The organism is Rhodococcus sp. EPR-147 (assembly GCF_001647185.1).
In the GTDB taxonomy this organism is placed as follows: domain Bacteria; phylum Actinomycetota; class Actinomycetes; order Mycobacteriales; family Mycobacteriaceae; genus Rhodococcoides.
The window spans coordinates 1-4,389 of the sequence record NZ_LVCU01000102.1 but is presented as its reverse complement, the minus strand read 5'-3'; the positions used below and the strand labels follow the sequence as shown (position 1 = coordinate 4,389).

Below are 4,389 nucleotides of genomic sequence, written 5' to 3'. Positions count from 1 at the left end.
CTCGGTGAACGCACTGTTGAGACGTTCCCAGACGCCCATGCCGTCGAGGACGGCGTACAGCAAACCGACGGACACCATCCACACGAAGAACAGTGACACTGCGATAACGAGGGCGATCTTGAGCGTCGACCACGGATCGATCTTGCGGATCTGGATGGTCGCCCGCAGGGGGTCGCCGTCCGCACTGGCCACGGCCGTGATGGCTGCCGGTGCTGCGCGCTCGGACTGGGACGGCTCCGGGTGCCGGACGGCAGACAGGTCCGGCATGTCCTTCGCCAGATCCTTGCGTTCGATGTGCCGTGTCGGTCCGTCGATGACCGCAGCCTTCGACCGGGCAGCTTCTCGCCGTTCGGTCTTGTCCTCCGTCGACTCACGCTTAGTGGGCTCGGCGGCCGTACGAGCGGTCCGATCGAACTCACCGTTCGGTGGCAGTGCCGCTCCGCGTCCGGACAGGTTGGTCTGCGGCTGATTCTGCGGCTGCTGCCGGTCCGTCCCCTGCGATGCGGGCCGCTGGGCGGCTCCGCGCTGCCAGGGCGGCGTTCCGGCGCCGGCCTGCGGATCGTCGTTCTGTTGAGCCGGCATCGCCTGAGTTGCTGCGGGACCTGCCTGATCCTGACCCCGAGCGGGCTCGGATGCACGAGATCCGTCACCGGTGGCAGCCGAGTCGGCGGATACCTGCGGTGTGCGGACGGTCTCGTTGGGCGAGGGCTGCTGTCCCGAGGGCTGCGGGGCTGCCTGCCGAGGAGCTTGACCGGCCGGTGCCTGCCGCTGCGGCGGTTGGCCGTTCGGCGGCGGACCGACGGGCCGTCCGGGAGCCTGCTGACCCGGACCTGGCTGACGGCCGGGAGCCTGCGGCGGCTGGGACTGACCGGCAGGAGCCTGTCCCTGCTGGGGTGCAGGCGGACGTTGCGGGGAAGCCCCCGGCGGTCCCTGAGGTGCAGGCGGTCGCTGCGGGGGCGGGGGTCCCTGAGCCGGGCGTGCCGGACCGTTCGGATTTCCCGGTGCCGGTCGGATCGGAGGGCGAGCACCACCTTGCGGTGCCGGGCCACGGCCCGCGGCAGGCGCGGGACGATTGGCCGGCTGCGGGCGGCTGCCCGGGCGAGCTCCCTCGGGCGGCGCGGGACGCGCGGGCTGCTCGGCTTCCCGGCTGTCCGGTCCACCGCTGGGGCCGGGCCTGCTACCAGGCCGGTTGGGAGTGCTCACTTACGACTCCTTCGCTGCATCGTCTTCGGTGCCCAGAGAATCCGGTTCGATCTCGTCGGCGTTGCGCGCGATCGCGAGCAGGGTGTCGCCTTCACCGAGATTCATCAACCGCACGCCCTTGGTTTGTCGGCCGGCCTTCCGAACCTGCTTGGCAGCGGTCCGGATCACACCACCACTGGACGTGATGGCGTACAGCTCGTCCTCGTCGTCGACGATGAGAGCTCCCACCAGCGTGCCACGCTTCGGGTCGTACTGGATTGTCAGCACTCCCTTTCCGCCGCGGCCCTGCTGCGGGTAATCCTCCATCGCGGTGCGCTTGGAATAGCCACCCGACGTCGCGACCAGCAAGAACTTGTTCTCGCTGACGACGTTGAGCGAGAGCAACGCGTCCTCGCCGTTGAATCTCATGCCCTGCACACCCGAGGTGGCGCGACCCATCGGGCGCAGTACCTCGTCGGTGGCCGAGAACCGGATGGACTGACCCTGCGCCGAGACCAGCAGCAGATCGTCGTCCGAGGATGCGAGAACCGCGCCGACCAACTCGTCGTCGCCGCGCAGATTGACCGCGACGATGCCGCCGCTGCGGTTGGAATCGAAATCCGTCAGACGCGACTTCTTGACGAGACCACCCTTGGTGGCGAGCACCAGGTAGGGGGCATCCTCGTAGGTCTTGATCTGGATGACCTGGGCGATGCGTTCGTCCGGCTGGAAGGCGAGCAAGTTCGCAACGTGCTGACCGCGAGCGGTTCGGTTCGCCTCGGGCAGCTCGTAGGCCTTGGCCCGGTAGACGCGACCTTTGGTGGTGAAGAACAGGATCCAGTCGTGCGTCGAGCAGACGAAGAACTTGCTGACGATGTCGTCCTGCTTGAGGCCCGCACCCATCACTCCCTTGCCGCCGCGCTTCTGCGAGCGGTAGAGGTCGGTTCTTGTGCGCTTGGCGTATCCGGTCTCGGTGATCGTGACGACCACGTTCTCCCGCGCGATCAGATCTTCGTCGTTGACGTCCCCGTCGGCGGCGATGATGCGCGTGCGACGGTCGTCACCGAACTTCTCGACGATCTCGGCGAGCTCGTCCCGCACGATCTGTCGCTGCCGCTCCGGCTTGGCCAGAATGTCCTGCAGGTCTGCGATGGTGCGTTCGAGTTCTGCCAACTCGTCGATGATCTTCTGACGCTCGAGAGCAGCGAGGCGCCGCAGCTGCATGTCGAGGATCGCCTGAGCTTGGATCTCGTCGATGTCGAGCAGGTCGATCAAGCCCTGCTTGGCCAGATCCACCGTCTGCGACGCACGAATGAGCGCGATGACCTCGTCGAGTGCGTCGAGAGCCTTGACCAAGCCACGCAAAATGTGAGCCCGCTCCTCCGCTCTGCGCAGCCGGTACCGAGTACGCCGAACGATCACGTCGAGTTGGTGGGTGACGTAGAAGCGAATCATCTGATCGAGGCGAAGGGTGCGCGGTACGCCGTCGACGATGGAGAGCATGTTCGCGCCGAAGCTCGTCTGCAGCTGCGAGTGCTTGTAGAGGTTGTTGAGCACGACCTTCGCGACCGCATCGCGCTTGATCGTGACGACGATGCGCATACCGACTCGGTCGGACGACTCGTCGTCGATCTTGGAGATACCGGACATCTTGCCGTCCCGTACCTGCTCGGCGATCGAGGTGATCAGGTTGTCCGGGTTGACCTGGTACGGCAGCTCGGTGATGACGATCGTGGTGCGACCGTTGGAATCTTCCTCGATCTCGACGACGCCGCGCATCCGGATGGAGCCGCGACCGGTCGAGTACGCGTCCTGGATACCCTGGCCGCCGACGATGAGTCCGTGGGTGGGGAAATCAGGGCCCTTGACGCGTTCCATGCAGGCAGCGAGGGTTGCTTCCTCGTCGGCCTCGAAGTTGTCCAGGGCCCAGAACACCGCGTCGCCCAGTTCACGCAGATTGTGCGGCGGGATGTTGGTGGCCATACCGACGGCAATACCGTTGGAGCCGTTCATCAACAGGTTCGGCACGCGCGACGGAAGTACCGTCGGCTCTTGGGTTTTGCCGTCGTAGTTGGGGATGAAGTCGACGGTTTCCTCGTCGATGTCGCGCAGCATCTCCATCGCCAGCGGGGTCAACCGGGCTTCGGTGTATCGCATGGCTGCGGCACCGTCGTTGCCACGTGAACCGAAGTTGCCCTGGCCGTCGACGAGTGGGTACCGCATCGACCACGGCTGAGCCAGACGCACCAGTGCGTCGTAGATGGAGGTGTCGCCGTGGGGATGGTAGTTACCCATCGTTTCGGCAACGGGGCGTGCGGATTTGACGTAGCTGCGGTCGGGGCGGAAGCCCGAGTCGTACATCGCGTACAGGACACGACGGTGCACCGGCTTGAGGCCGTCACGCACCTCGGGCAGGGCACGACCGACGATGACGCTCATGGCGTAATCGATGTAACTGCGCTGCATTTCCTGCTGGATGTCGACCGGATCGATCCGGTCTCCGCCCTCGGCGTTGGTGGTCGAACCCGGCGGGGGTCCTACCGGCGGTTCGGTGATGTCAGACATGCAAATCTCCTCGAGAAACGGTCACCTCCACGCACCGAGAAACCTCATCGGTGCGTGAAGGGAAGTGACTAAACGTCAAGAAAGCGAACATCTTTCGCGTTGCGGGCAATGAAGCTTCGGCGTGCGGAGACGTCCTCGCCCATCAGGACGCTGAACAGTTCGTCGGCCGCGGCCGCGTCGTCGAGGGTGACCAGACGCAGCACACGCACAGCCGGGTCCATCGTGGTTTCCCACAGCTCCTTGGCGTTCATCTCGCCGAGGCCCTTGTAGCGCTGGACGCCGTCCTCGACGTTGATCTTGCGCTTGTTGGCGATGCCGGCCTCGAGCAGTCCGTCGCGTTCACGATCGGAGTAGGCGAAGTCCGGTTCACCGCGGCTCCACTTGAGCTTGTACAGCGGCGGCATGGCGAGGTAGACGTGACCGTTCTCGATCAACGGACGCATGAACCGGAACAGCAGAGTCATCAGAAGCGTCGAGATGTGCTGACCGTCGACGTCGGCGTCGGCCATCAGCACGATCTTGTGATAACGCAGTTTGGTGATGTCGAACTCGTCGTGGATGCCGGTTCCGAAGGCGGTGATGATCGCCTGGACCTCGTTGTTCTTGAGGACGCGGTCGATACGAGCCTTCTCGACGTTGATG

The 4,389-nt window shown here is 65.2% G+C and carries 3 protein-coding genes; all 3 read right to left on the bottom strand.

Annotated features, from left to right (window positions below; translation table 11 throughout):
• A partial coding sequence (locus tag A2J02_RS28585; RefSeq protein ID WP_231911412.1) for a DUF3566 domain-containing protein occupies window positions 1–1,203 on the bottom strand: 1,203 nt, incomplete at its 3' end.
• The gene (gene gyrA, locus A2J02_RS04980) at window positions 1,204–3,747 is read right to left on the bottom strand and encodes a DNA gyrase subunit A (RefSeq protein ID WP_068047539.1); all 2,544 of its coding nucleotides are present in this window, start codon (window positions 3,745–3,747) and stop codon (window positions 1,204–1,206) included.
• Window positions 3,748–3,815: 68 nt separating this feature from the next.
• On the bottom strand, window positions 3,816–4,389 hold a 574-nt coding region (locus A2J02_RS04975), incomplete at its 5' end, for a toprim domain-containing protein (RefSeq protein WP_231911411.1).

Coding starts and splice junctions, on each gene's coding strand:
- gyrA (WP_068047539.1), bottom strand. CDS start 3,747: ATGTCTGACATCACCGAACCGCCGGTAGGACCCCCGCCGGGTTCGACC.